This window comes from Glaciecola sp. KUL10 (assembly GCF_003203515.1).
Taxonomy (GTDB): Bacteria; Pseudomonadota; Gammaproteobacteria; order Enterobacterales; family Alteromonadaceae; genus Glaciecola.
This window is the reverse complement of sequence record NZ_BGNG01000002.1, coordinates 90552-116079: the sequence shown is the minus strand read 5'-3', so window position 1 is coordinate 116079 and position 25528 is coordinate 90552. Positions and strand designations below refer to the sequence as shown.

Sequence of the window (25528 nt, the reverse complement as noted above, 5' to 3'; positions counted from 1 at the left end):
TCTCATAGGATATAGTTTATATTAGTGACATACACTATTAGCTAAAAAATGAGATAACAATAAAATGCTAATTAACTTTTCAAAAATGCATGGTTTGGGCAACGATTTTGTCATGATTGACAACGTCACCCAAAATGTATTTTTCTCAAAAGAAAAGATCCAACAACTCGCTGATCGCAACTTTGGCATTGGTTTCGATCAGATGCTAGTGGTTGAGCCCCCTTATGACCCTGACCAAGATTTCCATTATCGGATCTTTAATTCGGATGGCAGTGAAGTCAGTCAATGTGGTAACGGTGCGCGGTGCTTCGCTAAGTTTGTCAAAAACAAAGGCCTAATTAATAAGAACAAAATTGTCGTTAGCACCAAATCAGGCAGAATGACCTTGTACATCGAAAAAGATGGATTGGTCACCGTTAATATGGGGCGCCCCATATTCGAGCCTGCCAAAATACCGTTTAAGGCCAACAAACAAGAAAACACCTACATCATCAGAGAAGACGATGCGACTTATTTTTGCGGTGCGGTTTCGATGGGTAACCCTCACTGCGTATTAGAAGTCGATGACGTCGAAGCCTTTGATGTGAAAAAAGTTGGCAAACTATTGGGTGCACACGAGCGATTTGTTGAAGGTGTTAACGTCGGTTTTATGCAAATCATCAGTCGTAGCGAAATTAAACTGCGCGTTTACGAGCGAGGCGCTGGCGAAACAATGGCATGTGGCAGTGGAGCATGCGCCGCCGTTGCGATTGGTATACAACAAGACAAATTAGACAAAGACGTTAAGGTCAGGCTGGTAGGCGGCACGCTTAATATAAAATGGCCAAGTACAGATGCAGCTTTGAAAATGACAGGTCCGGCCGAACACGTATTTGATGGAACGATGAACATATGAATGAATTAGGTAACACCAATGTTGCTCAAATTGACGAAGCAACACACACGGATCAAGCAGCCAGCGTCAAACAGTTTTTATTAGATAACCCTTCGTTTTTCAAACAGCATCCCGATCTATTACACACCCTTGAGATCCCTGATGCTCGCAAAGGCTCTATTTCGCTAGTTGAAATGCAAAATGAGCAATTGCGAAAAAAAGTAAAACAACTGAGCACCAAACTGAGTCAATTAATTGAAATCGCAAGTGAAAACCAGCAAATTTACGAAGTATTTGCAGCCTTGAACTTAAAGTTATTAAAAGCAACATCGCTTGAAGAAGTTAAATCAACCCTTTCTGAGGTGCTTAAAGATAAGCTTGGTCTGAGTGCTGCAGTGATTCATTTGTTTTCCGGAGAATCTGCACTTCCAGAGATTCAACAACGCTTAATTAAAGACAAGCGCTTTAAAAACAGTGATTATTTCTTTGGTCGCTTAAGTGAAAATGAAAAACAATTAGTATTTGCTGAACAAGTAGCCGCCTCAAGTGCACTTGTATTGCTAGGAGAAGATCAAGCACTGGGTCTGTTGGCAATTGGCAGCAAAGACGAAAGCCATTTCACCCCTGATATGGACACTCTGCTGATTAACCAACTACGCGCATTTCTAAATGCTGTCATTCCAGAGCTGGTATAGCCTATATTGAGTGGTTTGCTAAATGAATAAGCTCGATGAACAAGAGACTGACAACCATATTGAAATAGAAGGTGTTTCTCAAAGTTGTTTAAGTCATATCATCGAGTTTATCGACCATTTAGCCTTTGAAAGGCAGCTCTCAAAACACACCGTTACTAACTACAGACGCCAACTTATCGCCGTTGCACGAGATTTGATGCTAGATAATTGGCTTGCACTTGATGTAGATAGCATCAAACATATGTTAGCGATTTTAAACCAAGAAAAGCTATCAACCACCAGTATCAACCTGCGACTGACCGTACTTCGCAACTTCTGTGATTACTTGGTCGAAAAAGAAATAATGACGACCAACCCAGCTAAAGCTGTTCATGCACTTAAAACCAAAAAATTATTGCCTAAACAAGTCAGTGCCGAAGAAATGAGTGCCTTATTAAGCTTTGATAGCAGTGATTGGATAAGCGTGCGCGACAAGGCGATGTTAGAGCTTTTATATGGATGCGGTTTGCGTCTCGCCGAACTCACCAGCATTAATGTAGATGATATCGGCAGTAATAAACAAATACGAGTAATGGGTAAAGGCTCAAAGCAACGCGTTTTGCCAGTTGGAAAACATGCTTATGATGCCGTTAAGGCTTGGCTAAAAGTGCGCCCATCGCTCGATCCACCTGCTGATGAACAGGCCATGTTTATTTCCAAACGCAAAACCCGACTATCCAATAGGCAAGTTCAGGTGAGGTTGAATCACTGGACACAAAATCAAACGCTTTACCAACAAATAAGCCCGCACACACTGCGCCATTCATTTGCCACTCACGTATTAGAGTCTAGTAATGATTTAAGAGGGGTTCAAGAGTTGCTAGGCCATGCGAATTTATCCACAACACAGGTTTATACTCACCTCAATTTTCAACACCTAGCCCAAGTCTATGACAAGGCGCACCCGAGGGCAAAGAAGAAGTGATTGTTTACAAACCTATATTAAAGATCAAAGCAATGAGCTTCGATCTAGACGATACTTTATATGATAATTGGCCGTATATCGTCGAAGCTGAAAAACGTCTCTATGCTTATCTAGCAAAAAACTACGCTCAAACTGATTCTATAAGCAAAAGTGACTGGCAAGGGTTTAAACGCAGTGCATTGATTGAAGATCCGCAGTTGTGCTCAGACATGGGCGAGCTACGCAAAATCACGCTTACAAAAGGCTTATCGCAAGCGGGTTATCAAGGCGAAGCCCTAAATCATGCCGTTAAAGACTGCTTCGATTATTTCTATTTTGAACGAAGCAATTTCAAAGTACCAAAAGATATATGTGAAGTCCTTGAAAAACTGAGCAATCATCTTCCACTCGTCGCAATCACCAACGGCAATGTGAACCTAGAGCAGATTGGAATATCGGACTTTTTTGTTAAGATATACAAAGCAAGCCGTCAACAACCCATGAAACCCGATTCGTACATGTTCGACGCAGCCGCCACATATCTCAAGATTCCGCCCGCACAGATCCTTCATGTTGGCGATAATTTAAAGAAAGATGTATGGGCCGCGACAAATGCAGGTTACAAGTCAGCTTGGTTTGCCGTTAATCGAAACATGGACTTAAGCAAAGAAAAGGTTGAACTGTTACCTAATGTTCAGTTGACTGAGTTTTCGCAACTGCTTAAATTTATTTAACTCCTTTTATTTGGTATTTTTGCCACAAAACTGTACACTTTTGCTATTAAATGGAAGTTGCAGCTCATCATTCATTCATGGTTTGTAGTGGGCTAATTATAATAAAAAGAATATAAAATCATGTTATCCAAAACTAAATTAAGCGCTTTAGCAGCATCAGTTGTATTGCTAGCGAGCACCCACTCAGCATGGGCTCAAGAGAAGAAAACAGCGGGTAACTGGTGCGACAAACCGATCGATTGGGCGGTTAAACAGGGATCTCGTCAATTCACTAAGGCGATGGTCAAAAACCTAAGCCGTGAAGCTCAACGCATCGATAAGTCGAAATCAGCCGAGCAGGCGAATGTGTGTATTATTACTGGCTTGCAAAAACGTCGATTGCCGTATGAGTTTTAGTGTTCATACAGGGCTATGAACACTAAAACACAAGCACTTTAATTATACGACATAGCGTTTAGTGATTACTCGGATTCGTCCTCAAGCACATTCTGCTTCATAGAATCACAGGGCATGTTGCAGTCTGGCCTACCGACTATTTGAGCTGGCACACCAACCACGGTCACGCAACATGGCACATCGTTTAACACAACACTACCAGCACCCACTTTAGAGCCTTCGCCAATCTCAATATTACCCAAGATTTTGGCACCTGAGCCAATCATGACGCCTTGGCGAATTTTAGGGTGTCGATCACCTTGTTCATTGCCCGTTCCGCCTAGTGTCACGTTTTGAAGAATCGAGACGTTGTCTTCAACTACAGCGGTTTCGCCAATGACAATCCCTGTTGCATGGTCAAACATGACGCCTTTACCAACGGTGGCGGCAGGATGAATGTCTACGCCCGTATTTTCGGAATTACGGCTTTGCATGAAAAGCGATAGGTCTTTTCTGGATTTATGCCACAAGTAGTTTGCTAAGCGATGAATTTGCAAAGCATGGAAGCCTTTAAAATGAAGAACAACGGGTAATAACTCAGAAACCGCTGGATCGCGATTTACCACAGCTTGTACATCAATGATTGCCGCTTCGACTATTTCCGGACTCAACATGTACGCTTCATCAAACATTTCGCGCACAGTGAGTGTTGGCATGACATCATCAGAAAGCTTGTTTGACAGAATAAAGCTAAGTGAGCTTTCAAAGTTATGATGGTTGATGATACACGCGTGCAAATAACTCGATAGAATAGGCTCTCGCTTTGCAACGGTCTGCGCTTCTTGTTTTAGCACTTTCCAAAATTCGTCACTGCAGTATTGGGTTTGCGGCATATCGGCAACCTTTGAGTTAATCATATTCATCCTATCCCTTAACTCCGATCATAAGCAATCAGACCTTAATAACCAAGTATTGCTTTCAGTTTTGTTAAACAAAAACAATATGGGATATGCGTTGTTTGAGATCAAAATAAACCAAGCCTTCATAAGTGCTGTATAAATTCACAGCTTTTTTGTTATACTCCTTTGTCATTCGCGTGCTGGCGCTGCTGCGCCACGTCATAAATAAGAACCAAGCTTGTCGTCTCAATGTATCACAAGCCCAACGCCTTAATGAGAACTAATGGACGTATCTTTATTACTCGATCAACTCAACGATAAACAACGTGAAGCAGTCGCTGCACCCGCTTCTGACATGCTCGTACTTGCAGGTGCAGGTAGCGGTAAAACCAGAGTACTGGTGCATCGTATCGCGTGGTTGATGGAAGTCGAAGGCATCGCGCCATACTCAATTCTGGCGGTAACCTTTACCAATAAAGCCGCCCGTGAAATGAAAGGCCGTATTGAAAGCCTGATGCAGCAAAATTTACAAAGCATGTGGATTGGTACGTTCCACGGCGTTGCTCATCGTTTGTTGCGCAGTCATTACGAAGAAGCCAAGTTGCCACAAAATTTTCAGATTCTTGATTCAGATGATCAATACAGGCTAATAAAACGCCTTTTGAAGTCGATGAATTTGGACGAAAAGCAATGGCCACCTAAACAAATTCAATGGTATATCAACGGTAATAAAGACGAAGGACTGCGCCCTAAAGACATTGATACGCATCACGATGACACGCAAGAAAAAATGCGTGAAATTTACGCCGCTTATCAACAAACATGTGACCGAGCGGGATTAATTGACTTTGCAGAGCTATTGCTAAGAGCCTACGAACTATGGCTACATAATCCAACGGTCTTGGCACACTATCAAAAGCGTTTTCGCGCCGTACTGGTGGATGAGTTTCAAGACACTAACAATATTCAATACGCGTGGCTGAAACTGCTTGCCAGCAAAAACAATAACATGATGATCGTAGGCGACGACGACCAGTCTATCTATGGCTGGCGTGGCGCTAATGTGCAAAATATCTCACATTTTCTTAAAGACTATCCTGGCGCGTCAACTGTTCGTCTAGAGCAAAATTACCGTTCAACAAGCAACATATTGAACGCAGCTAACGCAGTCATTAGCCACAACCCTGCCCGCTTAGGAAAGGACTTATGGACCGAAGACAGTGAAGGCGACAAAATCGCGCTTTATTCAGGCTTTAATGAACTCGATGAAGCCCGTTTTATTGTTTCTAGCATCAAGCGCTTTAGTGAAGACGGTAACGCGTTGGCAGACTGCGCCATTTTATACCGCAATAACGCCCAATCTCGTGTACTTGAAGAAGCATTATTGCACGAGGGCATGGCATATCGTATTTATGGCGGTCTTCGCTTTTTCGAACGCCAAGAAATTAAAGACGCGCTTGCCTACCTAAGACTGATCAATCAAGGCATTGACGACGCCGCGTTTGAACGTGTTGTTAATACTCCAACACGCGGCTTGGGCGAAAAAACTTTGGGCAACGTCAGAGAGTTTGCACGCGAGCAGGATCTTTCTTTATGGCAAGCTAGCACGCGCATGTTGCAAGAAAAACAACTCAATGGTCGCGCAGCCAATGCGTTGCAAGGCTTCGTTGAGCTAATTATTAAAATGCGCGCTGATATCGAAGATTTGCCACTTGAGAAAAAAGCGGATCACGTTATTAATCATTCTGGCCTTTACGCCATGTATCAAGCTGAAAAAGGCGAAAAAGCAAAAGCGCGAGTTGAAAACTTAGAAGAACTTGTTACCGCATGTAAGCAATTCAGCGCACCTGATGAAGCCGAAGAAATGAGTCCTTTGTCTGCCTTCTTAGCGCATGCCTCTTTAGAAGCAGGAGATTCTCAAGCCGACGCCGACCAAGATGCTGTTCAAATGATGACAATTCACACCGCTAAGGGTCTCGAATTTCCGCTTGTTGTACTAGCAGGTGTTGAAGAAGGCATGTTCCCGAGTCAAATGAGTAACGACGAACCTGGCAAACTTGAAGAAGAGCGCCGATTAGCCTACGTCGGCATGACACGTGCGATGCAAAAGTTAATCATCACTTATGCAGAAACCCGCAGGCTTTATGGGCAAGACAAATATCACACCGCGTCTCGCTTCATCCGAGAAATCCCCGATGAATATATCGAAGAGATAAGGCTACGCAGTCAAGTTTCACAACCTGTGCACAATCGCTTTAGTGCGGCCACCTCACATGAAGCATTTATGGAAAGCGGCTTCAAACTAGGCGAGCGCGTTCAACACGCCAAGTTCGGCGAGGGCACGGTGCTTAACTACGAAGGCTCGGGTGATCATGCCCGTGTTCAAGTTAATTTCGACACCTTTGGCACTAAGTGGTTAGTGCTTACCTATGCCAAGCTAACAAAAATTTAATATGTGATCTTTATAGAGAGTCTAAAGTTATAGTGCTACTCGGTACTGTAAGTATAAGGTCTATTGAAACATGCATCTTCGTCGTTGGTTTATCACTGTTTTAGTCTGTATTAGCGTGTTCGCTGGTTTGGGCTTTATTAAGTTTACTCAAGTCAAAGCGGCTATCGCTTTTGGCGAGTCATTTCCCTAACCCAGTGAAAAGCTTCACGCCGTTGAAGCTACACCCAACTCATGGCAACCTAGACTTAACGTCACTGGTGAAGTTGTGCCAACGCGCAGTATCGACATACGCAATGAACTAGAAGGTGTGATTACAAAAGTTGGCTTTAAAAGCGGTGGTATTGTCGAGCAAGGCGACATTCTTGTTCAACTAGACATCAGCAACGAACTTGCTCAGTTAGAAGCCATCGAAGCTGAAATACAAATCGCCAATTTAGACGTCAATCGCTTTGGTGAATTACTGAAAAGTAGAGCCTCTAGTAAAGACCAATACGACAGAGCAAAAGCACAACTAGCAGTTGCAGAAGCACGTGAAAAAGAACTCAGAGCAACAATCGCCAAGAAAACACTAAAAGCCCCGTTTAGCGGCAAAGCGGGTCTACATCGTTTAGAAGTCGGTAGTTTTTTACCCGCCAGCACCGTGATTACGCGAGTCAATGGCTTAGCAAATGAAGTATGGATAGATTTTCAAGTGCCTCAAGAATATGCTTATTTATCTGAAGGCACTCAAGTCACAGTGACATCTGCTAGCCAACTATCAGGCGAAGCGTCTGTTATCGCGCTAGCACAAGAAATCTCAACCACCAGCCGTAATATGATGGTCAGAGCAGAACTAAGGTTTGACGAAGAGACTCAAAACAAGCAAGTGCATTTTAAACCAGGCAGTTTGGTCAGCATCGATATTCCAATTGAGCAAGTTGAAAGTGTCATTATCTTGCCCACACTTGCTATCCGCTACGATGCATTTGGTACCTATGTTTATACTCTAAATAAAGATGACAGTGGAAGCTATCGCGCGACTCGAAAACCGATAGAAACCATTACTCAAGAAAGCAACCAAACTGTTGTGAAAAGCGGGCTTTCTTATGGAGACCTTATTGCCACAATGGGTTCGTATAAACTTCGCGAAGGTATGCTTGTCAATATCGCTGAAAATACGTCACTTAATGCCGCACGAGTAAGCCAATAATGAAAAATATTAAAATTGGCGAACAAATTGTCGATTTGAGTGATTCAAAACGCTCTATTATGGATATTTTTGTCACTCGCCCTGTGTTGGCAATTGTCTTGTCATTAGCGCTTGTGCTAGTTGGCCTAAGAGCGGCCGTTGAGTTACCAATCTTGCAGTTTCCGCGCATCGAAAGCGCGTCATTGCAGATTACCACACCTTATGTTGGTGCCTCTGCAGAAGTTGTGCAGGGCTTTATCTCCGAACCTATCGAGCGAGCAGCGGCTTCTGTTCCCGGCGTAGACTATGTTGAATCAAGCACAACGCCCGGCGTGAGCACAGTAACGGTATGGCTTCGTTTAGGTGTTGATTCGACGCGAGCACTGGCCGAGCTTTCATCAAGACTTGATCAAATCAGGTTTGAACTGCCCGAGGGTGCGGAAGATCCCTCAGTTCAAGTCGTCAGAGCAGACCGTCCCTTTGCAGTGTTTTATCTAACGGTTAACTTTGACGAAGAAGAAGCGGGTATGTCCCGTCTTGAAGTGACTGATTATCTGTCCAGACGTGTGGTACCGAACTTATCAACGATCAATGGTGTGCAACGCGTCGGCTTAGAAGGTGGGCGTTCACCAGCCATGCGAGTGTGGCTAGACCCTAACAAAATGGCCTCATTTAATGTCTCAGCAGAGGATATCTCTGCGGCATTGCGTGCTAATAACTTAATTGCGACGGTCGGTGCGGCAGAAAATAATAATCAACGCATAGGCTTGCTCACTGACACATCACTTAGCCAAGTATCTGACTTTGAAAACTTGATTATTCGCCAAGTAGAAGGCGCACAAATCCGCCTAAAAGACGTGGCGCGATTAAGCCTTGGTCAAGAAGAAGGTCAAGTCAGCTCCAGACTCGACAAAGATACGGTTTTATATATCTCTGTATGGCCATTACCCGGTGCCAACGAAATTGAGATTGGCGATAACCTGTATGAAAAGCTTGCGGAAATAAACCCCACTCTACCCAAAGGATTGAGCATAACCGACGGTTTTGATGGCACCATTTACATGCGTTCAGCCTTGCGTGAGATATTTATCACACTTGCAGAAACCGTCATCTTAGTGGGCCTAGTCGTAGTTGCGATGATGGGCTCGTTTAGAACTGCGCTTGTGCCATTGGTCACCATTCCAATTTCTATTTTGGGTGCGGTGGCAGCCATGACCTTGATGGGTTTCACTCTTAACCTACTCACTGTTTTAGCGATTGTACTGTCGGTTGGACTTGTGGTTGACGACGCGATTGTCGTCGTCGAAAACGTCGCTCGATACATGCGAAATGGCATGACTCGTATGCAAGCAGCATTGGCGAGTTCACGCCAATTGCTATCACCGATTATTAGCATGACCGTCACCCTTGCAGCGGTTTATGCGCCAATTGGTTTGCTATCAGGCCTGACAGGTGCATTGTTTAAAGAATTCGCATTTACTTTGGCTATCGCCGTGTTAATTTCAGGATTTGTAGCGATTACGCTATCTCCGATTATGAGTGCTTACGCCAGCCCAGAGGGTGGCAAAGAAGGCAGGTTAACGCGCAAAGTAAACAAGGTATTTGCCTATCTTCAAGATAAATATGGCAAGGTACTATTAAAGACAATCGAACTAAAAGCACAAGTACTTACTATCGCCATTTTCTTTACATTGCTGGCTATTCCCTTTTATTTGTTTTCGCTTAAAGAACTCGCACCGACAGAAGATCAAAACTCTATCAACGTCATTGTTGAGTCTGCATCCAACGCCTCTTTGCAATACAGCATGGAGCACATGGATGACATAGTCGACACAATGAAAGAGTTAGAAGGTGCTAAATTTATGTGGCAAATCGTTAATCCCAATGGGGCTTTTTCAGGGGTAGACTTTGTCGATCCAAATGAACGTAGCCAACCCGTTCAGGATATGTTTTGGCAGGCATTTGCAAAGCTTTCTAGTGTACCTGGTTTAAAGGCCTTTCCTGTTTTAGATTCTGCACTGCCGACCGCAGGCAATTTTTCAGTCGAGTTAGTCGTGTTAAGCACCGACCCTTATCAAGATATGAAAGTATACGCTGACCAAATGGTCGCGGCAGCCAATGCCAGCGGTAAATTCTTATTTGCCGAAACGGACCTAAAAATCGATCTGCCTCAGGTGCGCTTTTTATTGAACCGCGAACGCATTGCGGATTTGGGGATGGATTTAAGCAGTGTGTCTAGGCAACTCGGTGTATTTTTGTCAGGAAACTTTGTTAATCGTTACAACCAAGATGGTCGTGCGTATCGTGTGATCCCGATGATTGATGGCGATGGCAGGGCCAATCCAGAAGCCATACTCGACTTAAAACTAAGAACGCCAAATGGCGACTTAGTGCCAGTGCGCTCAATCGCCACTTTAGTCAATGAAACAGCTCCGAGAGTGTTAACTAAGTTCCAACAAAAAAATGCTTTCAGGATTTATGGCGAAGTGATTCCAGGTACGACTAAAGAGCAAGGTCTAAGTGCCTTAGAGGCGGCAGCCGCTGATATCCTTCCCAAAGACTATAATGTTGATTACGCGGGTGAATCTCGTCAAATCAGACTGGAAGGCAACACGCTTGAAGGCGTTTTACTTGTTGCGCTTTTCTTTGTTTTCTTGGTGCTGGCAGTTCAGTTTAATAGTTTTAGAGACCCATTAGTGGTTTTGCTCGGCTCCGTGCCGTTGGCATTAAGCGGTGCGATCATGTTTGCCTTTCTCGATTTCACTACGATAAACATATACTCACAAGTTGGCTTTATTACGCTAGTCGGCCTAATTGCTAAGAACGGGATCTTGATTGTTGAATTTGCCAATCACATGCAAAAACAGGGGCACGAAAAGCTTCAAGCAATTCAAATAGCCGCGCAAACACGATTGCGGCCAGTATTGATGACGATGGCCGCCACTGTCTTGGGTCACTTCCCATTAGTGTTGGTGACTGGGGCAGGCGCAGAGGCTCGAAACAGTATTGGTATTATATTGGTTGCAGGCATGCTTGTGGGGACGGTGTTTACCTTGTTGGTCTTGCCGAGTGTATACATGGTGTTAGCGTCTAATCACAAACAAGAAGAAGATATTGACTTAGCACAAGAAGCACCAAATGTAGAACCAGAACAACAAAAGGTTTAAACGGGCTCAGGCTTTAATGCTTTTCTTTCGGCGCGATACGCTTTGATCGAGTCATAAGAAAATACGACTAAAGCCAACCACACAAAACCAAAGGTGATAAGCCTTGCTGTATCCAATACTTCGTCGTAGATGAGCACGGCCAAGATAAACATCAATGATGGACCAATGTATTGGAAAAACCCAAGTGTTGAATACTTGATTCGTCTTGCGGCAGCCGTGAAGCATAACAGCGGCACAGTGGTAACAATACCTGCCGCCAGCAGTAACAGATTGAGCTGGCTGGTGTTAGTAGCAAAATCACCTGATACTTCAGCAAACCAAATTAGGTATATGATTGCAGCGGGCAACATCATGAGAGTTTCAATCAGCAGACCAGGTATCGAATCGACCTTTACTTGCTTTCTCAGCAAACCGTAAGTACTAAAACTGACCGCAAGGGTGAGTGCAATCCAAGGTACTTGACCAAAATTGAACACAAGAATCGCTACACCTGTCAATGCAATGATAACGGCTGCCTTTTGCACCGGCCTGAGTACTTCACCTAAAAACAAACGCCCAAAAAAGACGTTAATCAAAGGATTGATATAGTAACCGAGGCTTGATTCAAGCATGTGTCCATTATTAACTGCCCAAATGAACAGGAGCCAATTTATCGCGAGTAAAAACCCAGCACAAAACAGTGTTAACAGTATTTTAGGTGAACAGAGCGCTACCTTTATTTTCGGCCAATGTTTGAGTGCGCTGATAAGCACGATCAAAACCACCACCGACCATAACACGCGGTGCATTAAAACCTCTGGCGCAGGGATAGCCGCAAGTGCTTTGAAATAAATGGGCGCAAGCCCCCACATGGTATAAGCACAAAGTGCGAATATCACACCGGATTTAACACTATTATTGTCGCTCATATCAGCCTTGCGAGATTTTGAGAGAATTGAAGAGGAAGAATTCCGCGGATTGTGGAGCATAAAAGTACAATATTCAAGCAGTAAAACCGCCGCTTTAGGGATAATAGTATTAAATTCAATGACTAAACAAATTACTAGCAGTAAGGGCTGTATTCTAAGCGCAAAAAACGAGTAAAATTAGCGTCCAATAATTAGGAAGTAACTTGACCAGCAGCGCGCCCATTTTATCAAATTCAAACAAAGTTCTTGATGTTCTCAAGAGTGTATTTGGCTATCCAGAGTTTAGGCCAGGTCAAGCTGAGGTTATCGAGCAAGTGATGTTGGGCAACGATAGCCTTATTTTGTTGCCTACTGGGGGCGGTAAATCATTGTGTTATCAAGTGCCTGCACTTTGTTTACCTGGCCTGACAATCGTTGTATCCCCTTTGATTTCATTGATGCAAGACCAAGTACAGCAGTTGATTACCCAAGGTGTCGAGGCTGCCTATCTTAATTCAAGCCAAGAGAACCATACTCAAAACTCAATCTTGGAAAAAGCCCAAAACGGTCTGCTTAAACTCTTATATGTGGCGCCAGAAAGGCTTTGTCAGACTTGGTTTTTAAAACAGCTTGCGTCGGTAAGTATTTCAATGATCGCGATTGATGAGGCACACTGTGTATCGCAATGGGGTCATGATTTTAGACCCGAATATATGCGCCTAGGTGGGCTGAAGCAGTATTTTCAAGGTGTGCCGTTTATTGCACTAACGGCCACCGCTGATGTTGCCACACAAGCTGACATTCAAGAACAGCTCAAACTGGATAATCCTTACGTATACAAGGGCGGCTTTGATAGACCAAACATAAAGTACAATGTGTTACCTAAGTATAAAGGCTTTGAGCAAGTACTCACTTTCGTTAAGCAACAGAAGGAAAAGGCGGGAATCGTTTATTGCGGTAGCCGTAAAAAGGTAGATGACCTAAACCACAAACTGCAAATGTCAGGGATCAAAAGCGATGCTTATCATGCCGGCAGAGATACCCAAACACGCGAACAAGTGCAAAGTGCATTTTTGAAAGATGATCTGCAAGTGGTCGTGGCAACGGTAGCATTTGGCATGGGCATAAACAAATCCAACGTACGCTTTGTTGTTCACCATGATGTTCCTCGAAGCGTCGAGTCTTATTATCAGGAAACGGGACGCGCTGGACGTGACGGATTGCCCGCAGAAGCGCTATTGCTTTATGACGAGCGTGATTCGGCGCGCATTAAACAGTGGATTTCAACAGATACTCCAGATGCGCGTGTTGATATTGAGATGCACAAATTTACCGCGATGGAGTCTTTTGCTGAGGCTCAAACGTGCAGGCGATTAGTGCTGCTTAATTACTTTTCCGACTATCGTTTGTCGCCCTGCGGAAACTGCGATATTTGCCTTGATCCTCCTCAGATGTTCGACGGCACGATAAAAGCTCAACAAGTACTGTCTTGCATCTATCGGCTCAAGCTAGATACCTCGGTTAAAATGGTCATTGCGGTTTTGCGAGGCTCGTCTAACAAACGCATCGTTGATAACGAATATCAGCAACTTTCTACCTATGGTATCGGCAAGGCTCATAGTGAAAGTCATTGGTTCAGTATTATTCAACAACTCGTTCATCTTGGACTCATCAGAATCGACATGACCGCTGCAGGTATTTTAAAGCTGAATGAGGCGGCACGAGCGGTGCTAAAGGGCGAACAAGTGGTGCAGTTAGCGGTCCCTAAATTGAGTGTCAAATCAACAAAACCGAGTGAGCAAGAAAACTTAAATATCGACAAAGCCTTGTTTGCAAAATTGAAAAACTTGCGCAAACACATTGCACAAGACGACGACGTGCCCGCGTTTGTTATCTTCAGTGATGCAACGCTGGCAGATATGGCAAGTAAACTGCCCACTAGCACATATGAAATGCTTAATGTCAGCGGCGTGGGCGAGAAGAAATTAGAACGCTATGGCTATGCATTTATCAATTTAATTGAAGATTACTTAGCGTCTAAACACTAAGCATCACTCTTTGCTTGCTCGTTAACCGCCAGCCAAGCCCATTTTTACCATCGCTGTTTTGTGAGAATCGGTCTCTCTTATTCGTTCAACATAGGCTTTCATGTTGGCTAGAGAGTCTAGTTTGCCAGCATCATACAGTGCTTCTAGACCAAAACTCATTTGAAAATCGGCCAAAGATAGCTGCTCACCTACTAGCCAAGTCTTGCCTTGCAAATATTGCTCTACAAATGACAAGTTTTGTTGGATGTTGCGACCGAAATAAGCATTCATCACCCCATCGATTATCTTATCTGCAATAAATTTAACGAAAAACGGGCTGGCTTTCGCACGAGCTTTTTCAAGCACCATGCTGGTTACGAGTGAAGGCATAAAGCTACCTTCCGAATAATGAGACCAAAATTGTACTTCGTTAAAGTCATCACTATTTTCGGGTGGGATAAAGCCTGAAGATGGATGCTGGCGAGCAATGTAGTCACAAATTGCGCCAGACTCTGCAATCGTTTTTCCTTCATGAACTAGCACAGGAGCACGACCTAAAGGGTGTATCTTTGCGAGCTCAGGCGGTGCTAAATTGGTTTTGGCGTCGCGCTTGTATACGTGAATTTGATATTCAGCACCTGCCGCCTCAAGTAACCAAATGATGCGCTGTGAGCGTGAGCTGTTTAAGTGATGAATATGGTACATGCTTGTGCGTCCTTGTTAATTTAGAAGCTTTATTTCGTTTTTATTGGTTTCAACCGTTTACACGTCGTCGACATTTATATACGTGACTCAGTTGTTTTTACGTAAAAGCTTTTTATTTAGTTTGCTTTTGAAAGGAACCACCTCGAGGATCAAGATTGGCGTAGTAAGCAGACAAATCGGCAATGTCCTGATCACTTAGCTTTTGTGCGTGCGAACTCATTGCCATATTCACTCGTTCTCCTTTTCTGAATGCTTCTAATTGTAGTTTTAGATAACCTTCTTTTTGTCCAGCTAAATTAGGGTAAATAGGCACAAGCGCAATACCATCTTCTCCGTGGCACATTGCACATACTGCTGACTTCTTTTTGCCAGTATCTAAATCAGGAGTTAATGGCGGCTCAGCACAGGCAAAAAGTGAGATCGAGAATAAAGGAAGAAATACTATTCGCTTTGACAAACAAAGTAGATGTTCCTTTGTGCGATTAGCGGATTGCTGACTCGTTAGCTTCATTATTTTCATTGTTCTTAATTTTCTCAAGCACCGATTTAATTAACATTTCTATAACAACATGTTAATTGACACTTGGCAATTTCAATCTTTAATTCATTTCGTCTAATATCCAATTGTCTTGATGAGGAATATTCTATTTCCATATAGAATTTAGGAATAAATGCAAAATTATCGTCTTCTAAGACAATCTTTTCATTTAATTTCAACTAGCTATCACATTTTATTCATAAATAATAACTTCACAAACTGTCTATTTTCTGTTTTGATAAGCGTCATCTACATATCAAATTATTTATTCCTCTATGCAGTGGTTGGTCAAATGCCTTCTCTTCGCTTTAATTTCTTCATTCGCACTCAAGGCCAATGCTTCAGCCCCTGTAATACAATCTAGCGACATCCAAGGTGTGAAGAATCTTAAGGTCATCGCAGAGGTTCAATACACGAGACAAATGCTACTTCTTTCTGATGTTTTAGAAATCTCTGAATGGGATCAAACGTTTACACTTGATCCAATGCCTGATGACAATGTCATGTGGTTAAGATTCTCCATCGCGCATCGTGAATTAAATAATAAAGACTTTACCTTGATAAGTGGCAATACATTCGTTGACCGCATCGATGGTTTTCTATTGGATGAGCAGGGGCGAATTGTGCAATCTATCCAACGAAATCAACTAGACAATGAATCTACAACAGATGCACAAAACGCGTTTAGACTGGATTTTACAATTCGACCAGAACAAGTTTTATCAATCTATTTGCGCGTCCATGATGATGGGCCTGCTAGCTTCCCAATCGAAATATGGGAAGCTCAGGCTTACCAAAACCAAAATGTCACTCGTTTCATTTTATTAGGCGCATTAAGTGGCGGTTTGTCTCTGCTAGCGACCTACTTCTTTATCACCTATTTGGTGCGTTCTACACCATCTCGTTTTTGGTTTTCAATTTTCTCAGTATCGAGTATGACAACGTTATTGAGCGCCGAAGGAATACTGCCAAATATATTCTCACTGCCAGCATTTGCGGCTGAAATAACCGCATTCGCTTTGATGGTGACATTATTTGCGGCAATAAAAATTGGCCGAGTAATTTTTTCTCCTGTTTCCACAAACTGGTTACGGGCTCACTACGCATTGTTAATTGCACCTTTCGCCAGCCTATTTTTATCGAATGACTTTTGGCAGCTAGTGGCATTGCTGAGTATTATAACGGCCTTTTTACTTAGTAAACTCATTGCAACGCTTGTCTATAGGGCGCAGGTCGATTTGCGCAGCACGGCATTGTATTTCAGTGGCTGGTTTGCATTGGGGATTGTGTCAGCGCTTGAAATAAGCGGATTTGTTGCAGGAAGCAGTCATTTGTCTGGTTCTAGTGTTTTAGTATTCTCATTTACCTGTTTCGGCGTCATGCTAATCGGTGTCGCTATAGTTAGTCGTGAACAGTCTATTCAAAGGCGCTCAAGTACCGCAAAAAACACAAAAATTGCTTTTTTGAGCGGTTTTAAAGACTATTTTGAGTCTTCTTCAGACGGACTTTATGTAGCAAAGGCCAATGGTGAACTGAGTAAAGTCAATCCACATCTAGCTTACTTGTTCGGCTTTATCGATACTCAACATATGCTCAGCACATACCCCCATTTGACGGATCTATTTGCCGACTCTGCAGACGCTGATTTACTCTTTGGAGAATTGCAAATCCAACAAGAAGTAGTTGGACGAGAGGTCAAAGGAAAACGGCTAGATGGTTCAGAATTTTGGTTTTCTATCTCATGTAACATCACCAAGAAACATGACCAGAATATACAGTATGGCTCTATCTTTGATGTCACAGAGAGACGTTTACACCAACTTAACCTGCAATACCTTAACACGCACGACCAACTTACCGGTTTGTACAATAGGCGCCATTTTGTAGACTTTGTGGCTGATGCAATCGAAAAAGACTTAGGTGGAAAAAAGCTGGCTATGCTTTATATCGATGTAGACCAGTTTAAAGTAATCAACGATACCTGTGGGCACACAGCTGGCGATATTTACATTAAAGAGCTCTCTCATGAACTCTTCGAAGTTACACATCAACAGCTTTGTTTTGCACGTTTGAGCGCAGATGAATTTGGCCTACTTTCAGTTTATGAATCTGACGGTGAGTTAGATACCTTAGCGCACAGCATTTTAGCAAAAGTGCGTAATTTTGAATTTAAATGGGATAAGCACACTTTTAATCAAAGTGTATCAATCGGACTTTGTGTATACGAAAGCGCCAGTATGTCGCCAGAAGAGTTTTTAAGTTACGCAGATACAGCGTGTATTGTCGCAAAAGAAAATGGTAGGAACAACTTCCATGTATATTCAAATGAAATGGGAATGAACGTCACCTACGAGCGCGAATTATACTGGATCAATCAAGTTACCAGAGCACTCAAAGAAGATAGCTTTGTCTTGTTCTATCAACATTATCGTCCACTTAGCAGCACTGAGGAAAAAGACCATTTCGAAGTCCTGGTTCGTCTAGAAGACTCCAATGATAAAGTCATTATACCCGACTACTTTATGCCAGCAGCTGAGCGTTATAATTTGAGCTGTAAAATCGACCGTTGGGTGGTTGAGAATACCTTTGACTGGCTTAATACGCATGATGAATTTCAAAAGAGTACCGCAAGTTGCAACATTAATTTGTCAGGCGCATCTATCGCTGATGAGGATTTCAAGTTTTTCTTATTAAATGCATTTGAAAAATACCATATACCGCATCATTTAATTTGCTTTGAAATCACCGAAACGATGGCAATTATAAAGATGGCCGAAGCCATTAAATTTATGGAAGAGTTTAGGCGCTTGGGTTGTACTTTTGCGCTAGATGATTTTGGTACAGGCTTTTCAAGTTATGGCTATCTTAAAAACCTACCTGTTGACTATGTCAAGATTGATGGCAACTTTATAAGGGATATTCTGAGTGACCCAATCGATTTGGCAATGGTGACCTCAATCAGAGACATTGCCGAGGCAATGTCGATAAAGACAGTTGCTGAGTTTGTTGAAAACAAAGATGTGATGGTCCAACTTGGCAAAATGGGCGTAGACTATGCACAAGGATACGCTGTAGCAGAACCTGATCGCCTGGACAACTTCACGACTTATTCACAATGGATTCAATAAGAAGTAGAATCTAGCGCTTTATTTCACTTCGCGAGACCTTGTTTTTTGAATAATTGTCCCAATTTATGCGCCTACACACGAAAGGCCGATGTTTTTTTATGACTGAAACAAGCAGTAAATTTGAGTACGTGAGCAATGCAAAACTACCCACCCGTTTTGGAGAGTTTCGTATCCATGGTTTCGTAGAAACCGATAGCCAACAAGAACATGTTGCTTTGTCATATGGTGATTGGACACCAAACGAAACAGTGCCAATTCGTGTGCACTCAGAATGTTTAACGGGTGACGCATTATTCAGTACACGTTGTGATTGTGGCTTTCAACTAGAAAAAGCACTGCAAAATATTGTTGATAGTGGTAAAGGCATTATTCTTTACCTTCGCCAAGAAGGCCGAGGCATAGGCTTGTTAAACAAAGTAAAGGCTTACCAACTTCAAGACCAAGGGATGGATACCGTTGAAGCAAATGAACACCTAGGCTTTGATGCCGATTTACGCAATTATGATATTTGCAAGTACATGCTAGAAGCATTGAACATTTCAAACATATCTTTGATGACCAACAACCCCAAAAAAGTCGCAGCGTTAACTGAACTAGGTATCAATATTGTCGAGCGTAAACCAATTGACCATGGTGTTACCAAAGACAATAAAGGGTACCTCAAAACAAAGACCGAGAAACTCGGCCATCACTTTAGTGCCGATAAGCTAAAATAAATAGCCAAACACAGTGTAATTAATCTTTAAATTTTGCTGTTATTTGGCGTTCTCGATTGACATGAAGTTGAGTCACATCAGGTCTTGAGTAATGACCAACCGGATCAAAATTATGACGCTCTTCTAACACCCGTTGATGGTCAATTTCGGCAATGTAAACTCCTTCTTCACCGATTTGTGGTTCAATTACCCATTCGCCATCAGGTGCACTAATACAGGACGCACCGCTTGCTAACATGTCTGGTGCTTTCGCCATAATTTCATCATAGTGTGGCGTGTCTTTAGGAAAGTCAGATTTTCGCATCAAACCAGATACTGACATCACAAAACTGCGACCTTCTTTTGCGATAAAGCGAGTAATATCATGGGTGTTATGCTCACCACCTGGCCAGATCGCGACGTGAAGGTCCTCACCTTGAGCATACAAACTGGCTCGCGGTAATGGCATCCAGTTTTCCCAACAATTTAAGGCACCCAAAGTAAAGTTGCCTAAGCCAAATGTCCTGAGCCCATGACCATCACCAGGTGACCACGTTAGGCGCTCTTCATAAGTTGGCATCAATTTACGGTGTACGTTTTGAATATCACCCTGATTATCAATGTAGACCAATGACGCATAAATACTGTGGCCGCCTCTGTCATCTGGACGCTCCGCAATACCGACAATAATTGCAATATTTCTGTTTTTGGCGACATCACATAGCGGCGCAAGGTGACCCGCTTCAATATTAACCGCTTGTGTCAAATAATGCGTTTGCATCTCTTTTTGCTTTTGCGAGTTAAATTCGGCACCACCCGTAAAATCCAACCAAAAGGGATAACCCGGCAACAAACATTCACCAAACGTAACCAATTGCGCACCTTGATCAGCAGCCTGATTAGTTGCATCGATGATTTTTTTTAGCGTTGCGTCACGATTAAGCCAAACGGGTGCAATTTGCGCTAAGGCTACTTTTACCTTTGAATTTTTACCTATTTCTGCCATTTTTTTACTCGTTGTTTTGGTTAGTTTTTTAAATGAGAGTAGTCAATTCTTTTTGCTTTCTATCATTAAGTTGCATCGATGCCTCAAATCAGGATTTGCATAAAGACTTAAGCAAATAAGACCGTGATTATCTCGCTTTGTATTCAGCGACCTACTAGGTGTATTTGTTATGTAGCGCCAAAGCAAACCGTTCCGCAGCCCTATCATCCATATTGAAGTAAAGCGAAGGTTCGATAAGTTCAACTTCAATAATGGCTAATTGACTGCCTAAATCAACAATATCGATACGCGCATACAAGGGTTGGTCCGGCAACACACTTAATGTTTGCTCAGCTAAATCAAATTGAGCCCGAGTGGGTGTGACTAGTTTTAACTCACCACCATGTTCTTCTTGCACTCTAAAATCGCCAGCTTTGGGGTGTTTCGAGATAGCATGGCTAAATTGACCATCAAAATAAAAGAGTGAGTACTCACCTTGCTCAATGACACTTTTAATAAAAGGCTGAATCATCGCGCTTTTATTTGAGAACTCTTCAAGGATCTTTGCTGATTGGGCTTTAAGCGATGGCGCATCCAATCGATAAGTAAAATCAGAATTTGCACTGACATACGGCTTAATCACAATTTCTTGGCTATCAAACTTACCAAACGGATCTTCAAGATCACTTGCTGATAGTTGATCGCACCAGATGGTAGGAATAATAGGCACACCTCCTTGATTAAGCGTGCGTAGATAGGTTTTAGAGATATTCCATTGCATGGTGCTTAGGCTGTTTTCCAATATGGCTTTTGAATTATCAATGCCTTGTAAACACTCCATAAACGCCTGCTCATGTTGCTGATAATCCCAAGTACTTCGCACCACGACGACATCGTAATTATCATAGTTGTGAGTCGTGTCACGCCATGAGATTTCTTCAACCTGCCAACCTAGTTTTTTTAAATGGGGTGCAACCATCATGTCGTACACAAAGAAATCTTCGAGGTTGTCAGTTGATAAAAAAGCACAGCGTTTCATTAATCGTGGTCCTTAGTTTTATTTTTCTTGTGGGGTTATATCACTTTACTTTTTGTTAAGCGAATGAAGCCAAGCATCACTTATTCTTATTGAGCAGCCTTAGACACAAACATCACCTTTATCACAGGTGACACTATTCCTGGTGCACTGTTATATAGGTCTGTACTTTTGGCTTATGCTTGTTAGGTGTACTCAGAAAGAATACTCAACAAACCCGCCCAGCCACAAACCCACTAGACCACGCCCACTGAAAGTTATAACCGCCTAACCACCCTGTCACATCAACTACTTCACCAATAAAAAACAAACCTTTTTGACGCTTAACTTCCATGGTTTTTGAGCTTAAGTAGTCTGTGTCTACGCCGCCTAGTGTAACTTCTGCGGTGCGATAACCTTCTGTTCCGTTGGGTTTTATTTGCCAGTTTGTGAATGCCTCTGCTACTTGCGACAACTCTTTGTGGTTGTATTGCTTCAACGGTTTATTTGGCAGTTTATAGTAGTCTAATGCGGATTGAATAAAGCGCTTGGGGTAGTGTTTTGATAGACAATTGGACATTAACAGTTCTGGTGTACTTGCTTGTGCGAGTTTCAAGTTTCCTTCTAAATCGCCGTTTGGAAACAAATCAAAGCTCACTTCTTGCCCCGGTTTCCAATAACTTGAAATTTGTAGCACCGCGGGCCCGCTTAATCCACGATGTGTGAAGAGTATATTTTCGTTAAACGAGGTATTATTGCATGTTGCGCGCGCATCGACCGAAATACCACTAAGCTCACTGATCACTTCTTTATCATGCTCATGCAAAGTGAAAGGGACAAGCGCTGCTCTTGTTGGGACAATCGGAATACTGAACTGCTCTGCAATTTTATATCCAAAGGGAGTTGCACCAAGCTTCGGCATACTCAATCCGCCTGTAGCGATAACAAGTGACTCACACTCAAAATCACCACCGGCAGTCAATACTTGGTAGCCTGATTCGAGTACAGATACCGCGCTAATTTCAGTGCGGTTCTTAATCACTACCTTGGCTTTTTTACATTCTGCTAATAGTAAATCTACGATTTGTTTGGCGCTGTCATCGCAAAAGAGCTGCCCTAAGGTTTTTTCGTGGTAAGCGATTTTGTAGTCATTGACCAGTGCAATGAAATCCCACTGGGTATATTGGCTTAATGCTGATTTACAAAAATGAGGATTTTGCGATAAGAAATTTTCAGGTGATGCATACATATTAGTAAAATTACAGCGGCCGCCACCAGACATCAAAATTTTGCCACCAAGGCGCTTAGCATGGTCGATTACTAGTACACTGCGCCCGCGTTTGCCTGCTTCAGCGGCACAGAATAAGCCAGCTGCACCTGCTCCAATGATGACTACATCGTAATTTTGCACTTTTTTATTAAACCTCACGCTTTCTATGACGAGGATTATACATCATCCAAATGCTTGAGCATGACTTACTTAAAGAGTCTTCCAGTGATGCCGTATAATTTAATGCGCGTTAGTTTTTACCTTTAAGTATTTTTCGATGGCTTCGCGCAAGGTCTCACGCCTGATGGGCTTAGTTAAGTAATCATCCATACCGCTTTGCTTTGCAGCTTTGTAGTCGTCTTTCATTGCGTTAGCAGATAAACCAATAATGGGGAAGTCAGTAAACCCTAACTGACGAATTTCTTTGGTCGCTTGATTTCCATCCATCACAGGCATCTGGATATCCATCAAAATTAAGTCGTAGTAGGGCGAATTATTTATTTTTGTAATCGCTTGTTGACCGTCTTCTGCGATATCGTAGGTCAGGCCAAATGAATGCAACATTTCACCCGCTACTGCTTGATTGATGCTGTTGTCTTCCACTAACAATACGTGCCCCTCGTATAACTTGGTCGAGATAATATTGACTGAAGGGTTTTCTCGTTCAATATCGTGTGAAGGCGCGGTAAAGGGCACAGTATTGTTGTACATATGGCTAACAAAGGAATAAAACTGCGTAGGAGTAAACGGGTGAGCAAGCACTGGACATTCCCATTGTGCAGATAACATTACTTTGAGTTGTTCTGGTTGGGTATTAGTTACGCATGCATATTTGACGTTTTTTGCTTTAAGTTTTTGTACATCAGTATGTAAAGCACGCGCTTGACGACCGTTTTCGATATCAATAATAATAATGCCGTCATTTGTTGCTTGCTCCGCTAGCGCAGATAAATTCTGATGTGTAGCAAATACTAAACTTTCGCTTATTCGATTTAGGTACTTTTCACATACAAACGCTTTTTCGCCTGCTTTTAGGTAGTGGATATGGCTATTAAATTCATTGTCCCGATCCAAAAGAAACTGTGGTGTGGGTTCGTGTTTTAAAACAAAGCTGCATTCAAATGTACTCCCCTCTCCTAGCACTGATGAAACCTCTACGTGTCCATCCATCAATTTCACTAACTGCTGAACAATCGTGAGGCCAAGGCCTGTCCCCCCAAATTCACGGCTTGTAGAGCCGTCAGCTTGCATAAACGGTGAAAAGATTCTTTCAAGTTGTTTGTCTGTCATGCCAATCCCTGTGTCCGTGACTGACATGATCAACTTGAATTTAGACGAATCATCAAAACGCTCAAAGAGCAGACTCAAATCAACGCTACCATTACGAGTGAATTTGATTGCATTGCTTAGCAAGTTAAGTGCAACCTGAGAAATACGAAGCGGATCGCCAATAGCGTTGGTTGGTAATTCAGGATCGACATACAAATGAAGGTTTAAATTCTTTTCGGATGCCTTAAGACTAGCAACTGCAAGGAGCGTATCGAGTAAAGAAGCAAATGAGAAATAGCTGTCTTCGATTTCGAGTTTTCCCGCTTCAACCTTAGAGAAATCAAGAATATCGTTAATGACATTGGTCAGTATTTGGCTTGAATATAAAATCTTAGATAAGTTATTTTCGACAGTTTTATCAATATCTCCGCGCATTGATAAGTCTACCAGACCAATGATCGCGTTCAGCGGCGTTCTGATTTCGTGACTCATGTTTGCCAAGAAGATACTTTTTGACGCATTGGCTCTTTCGGCTTGATCGATTGCTTCTTTTAACTGCTCATTCAAGTTCTTAGCTTCTTGATGAGATGCTTGAGCCTCCATCAACAAGCTTTCTGTTTGCATATTTTTGGTATTAAACACTTTTGCGGCTTTCGCTAGCTGACCAATTTCATCCTTGCGATGCCCACCTGGTATATCTGTAATATCTTTGCCTGCACTTAGTTTTTCAAAGACGCGGGTAATTTTAGAAATGGGTCGAATAATTCTTGCTATGATGAAGAAGCCAAGTAGCACGCTCACCGTAATACCTATTACCGAATACAGGTTTAAACGCGAGCGAGAATCGTCAATACTTTGTGAGATACTGGCTTTTTGAGCGTCTGCGTATGTTTTTGTAACCTCTGATAACTCTTTTGCCAAAAATAAAAATTCGTTTGCAGAGCCCGCCATGACGACGTTCACTAAATAGAGGTAGCCCGTTGTGGTCAATGTCAGTTGGGTAAACTGGTTTTCTATTGATTGCAAAGTGGTTTGAATATCAGCCTTGCTATCATCATTTATATTCATCGCCATCAGAATGCCCAATGACTGAGCGAGTTCATTAGAAAATTCTGTTTTTAGCTCCGAGTTTGGCGTGAGTACATACTGGTATGCTGTATTTTCGGCCAGAGATAGATGATAACTAAACTGTTGTTGCAGTAATGCTGGTTGAGAACTCAAACGAGTTTCAGCGCTCTTTATAAGTGAGTTTAGTGCTTGCAAGACACCTTTTTCAAAAAATGAATCTCGGCTTTCACGGCCAGAAACAACGATATTGAAATTTTCTTGATAGTCATTAAGGTGTCCTTCCATTGCAGCAATTCGACTTCCTATTTCTGCGTTGGACAAGCCTTCGGGTAAATTATTAACCAAGAATTTTAGACTATCTTTAACATCCTTAATAATGGCATCAAAGCGTAACTTTGACGAAGCACTGCCGGTGTCTTTAAACACTAAAACATGCCTTTGCAGGTCTAGCACATCACGCTCTAATTCACGCACAAGCTTTTCTTCGCCTGCTGCTATCTGATAGCTTGAAAAGGTATCTACAAGTTCTATTTGGCTTATTCGTGTAAAGACCAATTGAAAAGCCAAAAGCAGAAGAAATAAGAGTAAAAAGAGGCTCAGTTGTGTTTTAAGTGTCAAGTTTAGTTCCTATCCC

18 protein-coding genes and 1 pseudogene are annotated in these 25528 nt (G+C 42.5%); 11 read left to right on the top strand and 8 right to left on the bottom strand.

Annotation, left to right across the window (positions count from 1 at the left end):
* Positions 1 to 64: 64 nt before the first annotated feature.
* The 5 genes from dapF (at position 65) to KUL10_RS04365 (ending at position 3642) form a co-directional block, all read left to right on the top strand.
* Entirely contained in the window at positions 65 to 895 is an 831-nt protein-coding gene (gene dapF / locus KUL10_RS04385; RefSeq protein WP_110427694.1) for a diaminopimelate epimerase, read from the top strand.
* Positions 892 to 1569, top strand: coding sequence for a DUF484 family protein (locus KUL10_RS04380; protein WP_110427693.1), 678 nt, complete (start codon positions 892 to 894; stop codon positions 1567 to 1569). The genes dapF and KUL10_RS04380 overlap by 4 nt, the downstream gene beginning before the upstream one ends.
* 22 nt (positions 1570 to 1591) lie before the next feature.
* Entirely contained in the window at positions 1592 to 2533 is a 942-nt protein-coding gene (locus KUL10_RS04375) for a tyrosine recombinase XerC (protein WP_110427692.1), read from the top strand.
* A 32-nt stretch (positions 2534 to 2565) separates the two neighbouring features.
* Entirely contained in the window at positions 2566 to 3246 is a 681-nt protein-coding gene (locus KUL10_RS04370; protein ID WP_233499703.1) for an HAD-IA family hydrolase, read from the top strand.
* Positions 3247 to 3366: 120 nt separating this feature from the next.
* Positions 3367 to 3642 (top strand): hypothetical protein, encoded by a 276-nt coding sequence (locus tag KUL10_RS04365; RefSeq protein ID WP_110427690.1) that lies wholly within the window; start codon positions 3367 to 3369, stop codon positions 3640 to 3642.
* A gap of 65 nt (positions 3643 to 3707) precedes the next feature.
* Here the strand turns inward: KUL10_RS04365 and cysE are convergent, their stop codons facing one another.
* A complete protein-coding gene (gene cysE / locus KUL10_RS04360) occupies positions 3708 to 4538 on the bottom strand; it encodes a serine O-acetyltransferase (RefSeq protein WP_233499702.1) in 831 nt (276 codons plus the stop codon).
* A 265-nt stretch (positions 4539 to 4803) separates the two neighbouring features.
* Here cysE and uvrD point away from each other — a divergent pair, with 265 nt between their 5' ends.
* The 3 genes and pseudogenes from uvrD to KUL10_RS04345 all read left to right on the top strand — a co-directional run bounded on the left by uvrD (position 4804) and on the right by KUL10_RS04345 (position 11307).
* Positions 4804 to 6972: a DNA helicase II gene (uvrD, locus tag KUL10_RS04355; protein WP_110427689.1), complete on the top strand. Its 2169-nt coding sequence runs from the start codon at positions 4804 to 4806 to the stop codon at positions 6970 to 6972.
* 220 nt (positions 6973 to 7192) lie between these two features.
* Positions 7193 to 8161, top strand: a pseudogene (locus KUL10_RS04350) (efflux RND transporter periplasmic adaptor subunit); the annotation flags it as partial.
* Positions 8161 to 11307 carry an efflux RND transporter permease subunit gene (locus KUL10_RS04345; RefSeq protein ID WP_110427688.1) on the top strand — a complete coding sequence of 1049 codons (3147 nt, stop codon included), beginning with the start codon at positions 8161 to 8163 and terminating at the stop codon, positions 11305 to 11307. The pseudogene KUL10_RS04350 and the gene KUL10_RS04345, both read left to right, overlap by 1 nt.
* On the opposite strand, the gene rarD is transcribed toward KUL10_RS04345, so the two are convergent.
* Positions 11304 to 12215 (bottom strand): EamA family transporter RarD, encoded by a 912-nt coding sequence (gene rarD, locus KUL10_RS04340; protein ID WP_110427687.1) that lies wholly within the window; start codon positions 12213 to 12215, stop codon positions 11304 to 11306. The two genes, KUL10_RS04345 and rarD, sit on opposite strands and share 4 nt — an antisense overlap.
* Before the next feature lie 203 nt (positions 12216 to 12418).
* Here rarD and recQ point away from each other — a divergent pair, with 203 nt between their 5' ends.
* Positions 12419 to 14242 carry a DNA helicase RecQ gene (gene recQ / locus KUL10_RS04335; RefSeq protein WP_110427686.1) on the top strand — a complete coding sequence of 608 codons (1824 nt, stop codon included), beginning with the start codon at positions 12419 to 12421 and terminating at the stop codon, positions 14240 to 14242.
* A gap of 21 nt (positions 14243 to 14263) precedes the next feature.
* Here recQ and KUL10_RS04330 read toward each other — a convergent pair whose 3' ends face one another.
* Positions 14264 to 14926, bottom strand: coding sequence for a glutathione S-transferase family protein (locus KUL10_RS04330; RefSeq protein ID WP_110427685.1), 663 nt, complete (start codon positions 14924 to 14926; stop codon positions 14264 to 14266).
* 112 nt (positions 14927 to 15038) lie between these two features.
* Complete coding sequence (locus KUL10_RS04325) at positions 15039 to 15437, bottom strand: cytochrome c (protein ID WP_110427684.1); 399 nt, start codon at positions 15435 to 15437, stop codon at positions 15039 to 15041.
* 404 nt (positions 15438 to 15841) lie between these two features.
* Between KUL10_RS04325 and KUL10_RS04320 the strand changes: the two genes are divergently transcribed.
* Together KUL10_RS04320 and ribA are read left to right on the top strand one after the other, a co-directional pair.
* Positions 15842 to 18592 (top strand): EAL domain-containing protein, encoded by a 2751-nt coding sequence (locus KUL10_RS04320; RefSeq protein WP_233499700.1) that lies wholly within the window; start codon positions 15842 to 15844, stop codon positions 18590 to 18592.
* A 98-nt stretch (positions 18593 to 18690) separates the two neighbouring features.
* Positions 18691 to 19308 (top strand): GTP cyclohydrolase II, encoded by a 618-nt coding sequence (gene ribA / locus KUL10_RS04315; protein WP_110427682.1) that lies wholly within the window; start codon positions 18691 to 18693, stop codon positions 19306 to 19308.
* Positions 19309 to 19327: 19 nt separating this feature from the next.
* Here ribA and KUL10_RS04310 read toward each other — a convergent pair whose 3' ends face one another.
* The 4 genes from KUL10_RS04310 to KUL10_RS04295 form a co-directional block, all read right to left on the bottom strand.
* Complete coding sequence (locus tag KUL10_RS04310; RefSeq protein WP_110427681.1) at positions 19328 to 20293, bottom strand: carbon-nitrogen hydrolase family protein; 966 nt, start codon at positions 20291 to 20293, stop codon at positions 19328 to 19330.
* A 154-nt stretch (positions 20294 to 20447) separates the two neighbouring features.
* Positions 20448 to 21311, bottom strand: a complete 864-nt coding sequence (locus KUL10_RS04305) for a RimK family alpha-L-glutamate ligase (RefSeq protein WP_110427680.1) — start codon at positions 21309 to 21311, stop codon at positions 20448 to 20450.
* A gap of 205 nt (positions 21312 to 21516) precedes the next feature.
* Positions 21517 to 22698: an NAD(P)/FAD-dependent oxidoreductase gene (locus KUL10_RS04300; RefSeq protein WP_110428017.1), complete on the bottom strand. Its 1182-nt coding sequence runs from the start codon at positions 22696 to 22698 to the stop codon at positions 21517 to 21519.
* A 99-nt stretch (positions 22699 to 22797) separates the two neighbouring features.
* The gene (locus KUL10_RS04295) at positions 22798 to 25512 is read right to left on the bottom strand and encodes an ATP-binding protein (RefSeq protein ID WP_110427679.1); all 2715 of its coding nucleotides are present in this window, start codon (positions 25510 to 25512) and stop codon (positions 22798 to 22800) included.
* Positions 25513 to 25528 lie beyond the last annotated feature (16 nt).

Coding starts and splice junctions, on each gene's coding strand:
- KUL10_RS04380 (WP_110427693.1), top strand. CDS start 892: ATGAATGAATTAGGTAACACCAATGTTGCTCAAATTGACGAAGCAACA.
- cysE (WP_233499702.1), bottom strand. CDS start 4,538: ATGATTAACTCAAAGGTTGCCGATATGCCGCAAACCCAATACTGCAGT.
- KUL10_RS04365 (WP_110427690.1), top strand. CDS start 3,367: ATGTTATCCAAAACTAAATTAAGCGCTTTAGCAGCATCAGTTGTATTG.
- KUL10_RS04305 (WP_110427680.1), bottom strand. CDS start 21,311: ATGAAACGCTGTGCTTTTTTATCAACTGACAACCTCGAAGATTTCTTT.
- dapF (WP_110427694.1), top strand. CDS start 65: ATGCTAATTAACTTTTCAAAAATGCATGGTTTGGGCAACGATTTTGTC.
- KUL10_RS04370 (WP_233499703.1), top strand. CDS start 2,566: ATGAGCTTCGATCTAGACGATACTTTATATGATAATTGGCCGTATATC.
- KUL10_RS04330 (WP_110427685.1), bottom strand. CDS start 14,926: ATGTACCATATTCATCACTTAAACAGCTCACGCTCACAGCGCATCATT.
- KUL10_RS04375 (WP_110427692.1), top strand. CDS start 1,592: ATGAATAAGCTCGATGAACAAGAGACTGACAACCATATTGAAATAGAA.
- KUL10_RS04310 (WP_110427681.1), bottom strand. CDS start 20,293: ATGGCAGAAATAGGTAAAAATTCAAAGGTAAAAGTAGCCTTAGCGCAA.
- uvrD (WP_110427689.1), top strand. CDS start 4,804: ATGGACGTATCTTTATTACTCGATCAACTCAACGATAAACAACGTGAA.
- ribA (WP_110427682.1), top strand. CDS start 18,691: ATGACTGAAACAAGCAGTAAATTTGAGTACGTGAGCAATGCAAAACTA.
- rarD (WP_110427687.1), bottom strand. CDS start 12,215: ATGAGCGACAATAATAGTGTTAAATCCGGTGTGATATTCGCACTTTGT.
- KUL10_RS04345 (WP_110427688.1), top strand. CDS start 8,161: ATGAAAAATATTAAAATTGGCGAACAAATTGTCGATTTGAGTGATTCA.
- KUL10_RS04325 (WP_110427684.1), bottom strand. CDS start 15,437: ATGAAGCTAACGAGTCAGCAATCCGCTAATCGCACAAAGGAACATCTA.